Here is a 2,385-nt window from a genome sequence, read left to right on the forward strand (position 1 = left end):
CGGCCGAGCACGGCGACGACCTCGCGGCCTCCACACTGACGCGCACGCTGTTCGCCCGCCTGCTGGCCTCCCACGCGGTGCCGCGCCCGCCGGCCACGCCCCCGGCGGAGGGCAGGCGGGCGGTCCGCGAGGCGATCGAGGTGCTGGGTGAGAGCCTGCTCGACCCGCCGTCACTCGACCGGCTGGCCGAGACCGTGCGGGCCCGGCCGTTCCCGCTGCTGCGCGCGTTCAAGGCCGTGACGGGCCTGCCGCCGCATGCCTACCTCACCTCGCTCCGGGTGCGGCGGGCGCGCCGCCTCCTGGAGGCCGGGATGCGGCCGGCGCTGGTGGCGGCCGAGGTGGGCTTCACCGACCAGGCCCATCTGAACCGGCACTTCAAGCGCATCGTGGGCGTGCCGCCCGCCGCCTACCAGCGGACCGCAGGATCGTACAAGACGGACCGTTCCCCCAGGTCATAGCCTCGGATGGTATGGGACAGACACCACACCGTTCCGCCGCCATACGGGACGGACTGGGCGTGGGCCTGGCCGTGGGGCTGGCCGGGCTCGCCTTCGGCGCCGCGGCCGTCACCGCGGGAATGAGCATCGGGCAGGCGTGCGTGCTGAGCCTGCTGGCGTTCACCGGGGCCTCGCAGTTCGCCCTCGCCGGAGCCGTGGGCGCGGGCGGGGACCTGGCCGCGTCCGCCGCGGGCGCGCTCCTGCTGGGCGGCCGCAACACCCTGTACGGCCTGCGCCTGGCCGGCCTGCTGCGGGTCAGCGGCCCGCGCAGGCTGGTGACGGCGCAGGGCGTGATCGACGAGACCACGGCCGTCGCCCTCGCCCAGCCGACCCCGCAGGCGGCGCGGACCGGCTTCACCGCCACGTTCGTCACCCTGTACCTCACCTGGAACGTCACCACGCTCGGCGGCGCGCTGGGCACGTCGTTCCTCGGCGACCCGCGCGTGCTGGGGCTGGACGTGGTCGGGCCGGCGACGTTCCTGGCGATCCTGTGGCCGCGCCTGGCCGAGAGCGCCGAGCTGAGGTGGCTGGCCGTCTGCGGCGCGGCCATCGCGCTGGCCGCCACGCCGTTCCTGCCGCCGGGCGTGCCCGTGCTGCTGGCGGCGCTGGCCGTGCTGGTGGTGATGGCGCGATGACGCTGTGGTGGGCGATCGCGCTGGTCTGCGCCGGCTGTTACGCGCTCAAGCTGGCCGGGCTCGCGGCGCCGCGCCGGGTCCTCGACCATCCGGTGATGAGCCGCTTCGCCGAGCTGGTGCCGGTCGCGCTGCTGGCGGCGCTGATCGCCGTGCAGATGTTCACGGAGCACGGGGAGATCCACCTGGACCCGGCGCGTACGGCCGGCCTCGGCGCGGCCGTGGTCGCCCTCCTGCTCCGCGCACCCTTTTTGGTGGTATTGGCCGCTGCTGCGCTGATTACCGCGCTTGTTAGGGTTCTTCTCGGGTAGGCGCCGGTGCATGTCCGAATCAGCGGGAATGGTCGGCGGCCGGTATCGGCTGCTCAGGACCATAGGCCAGGGCGGCATGGGGACGGTTTGGCAGGCCCATGACGAAGTTCTCGGCAGGGACGTCGCCGTCAAGGAGGTGCACCCGCCGCCCGACCTGACGGGCGCCGAACGGGACGTGTTCAGCGGCCGCACCTTCCGCGAGGCGCGGGCGGCGGGCCGGGTCGCGCACCCGGGCGTCGCCGCCGTCTACGACGTGCTGGAGGAGCACGGCCACCCGTGGATCGTCATGCAGCTGGTCCGTTCCCGGACGCTGGGCGAGCTGGTGCGCGAGAACGGGCCGATGCCGCCCGCCAGGGCCGCCGCGGTCGGCCTGCAGGTGCTGGAGGCGCTGCGCGCGGCGCACGCGGCGGGCGTGCTGCACAGGGACGTCAAGCCCGACAACGTGCTGCTCACCGACGACGGCAGGGCGGTGCTGACGGACTTCGGCATCGCCACCACCGAGGACGAGGCCGCCCCGGTCACCCGGACCGGGATCCTCCTCGGCACGCCCGCGTTCATCGCCCCGGAGCGGGCGGCGGGCGGGCAGGCGTCCCCGGCGTCGGACCTCTGGTCGCTCGGCGTCACCCTGTACGTGGCCGTCGAGGGCCACTCCCCCTTCCGGCGCCCGAACGCCCTGGCCACGCTCGGGGCCGTCCTGCACGCCGAACCAGCCCCGCTGGCCCGCGCGGGCGTGCTCGCCCCGGTCCTGCTCGGACTGCTGCGCAAGAACCCCGCCGAGCGCATGCCGCTGGAAGAGGCCGCGATGCGGCTGCACGCGATCATGGCGGGCGGCACGCCCGAACCCACCGCGCCGGTGGTCATCCCGCCTCAGCGCACCGCCCCCACCGCCGAACCGCCTCAGCCGCCCCCGCCGGGCCGCCGGTCGCCGGTCGGCGCGCTCATGGC

Annotated in this window: 4 protein-coding genes; all 4 read left to right on the forward strand. The window is 75.3% G+C overall.

Annotated elements, in window-relative coordinates; genetic code table 11:
* Window positions 1-458, forward strand: a 458-nt coding sequence (locus tag DQW85_RS24310; protein WP_162795326.1) for a helix-turn-helix domain-containing protein, incomplete at its 5' end; no start/stop codon positions are given.
* An 11-nt stretch (window positions 459-469) separates the two neighbouring features.
* A complete protein-coding gene (locus DQW85_RS24315; protein ID WP_113702347.1) occupies window positions 470-1,132 on the forward strand; it encodes an AzlC family ABC transporter permease in 663 nt (220 codons plus the stop codon).
* The gene (locus DQW85_RS24320) at window positions 1,129-1,440 is read left to right on the forward strand and encodes an AzlD domain-containing protein (RefSeq protein WP_113702348.1); all 312 of its coding nucleotides are present in this window, start codon (window positions 1,129-1,131) and stop codon (window positions 1,438-1,440) included. Before DQW85_RS24315 ends, DQW85_RS24320 begins: the two co-directional genes overlap by 4 nt.
* Window positions 1,441-1,450: 10 nt before the next feature.
* The coding region (locus DQW85_RS24325; RefSeq protein WP_162795327.1) for a serine/threonine-protein kinase at window positions 1,451-2,385 on the forward strand (935 nt) is incomplete at its 3' end.

Source organism: Nonomuraea lactucae, assembly GCF_003313395.1.
In the GTDB taxonomy this organism is placed as follows: Bacteria; Actinomycetota; Actinomycetes; order Streptosporangiales; family Streptosporangiaceae; genus Nonomuraea; species Nonomuraea lactucae.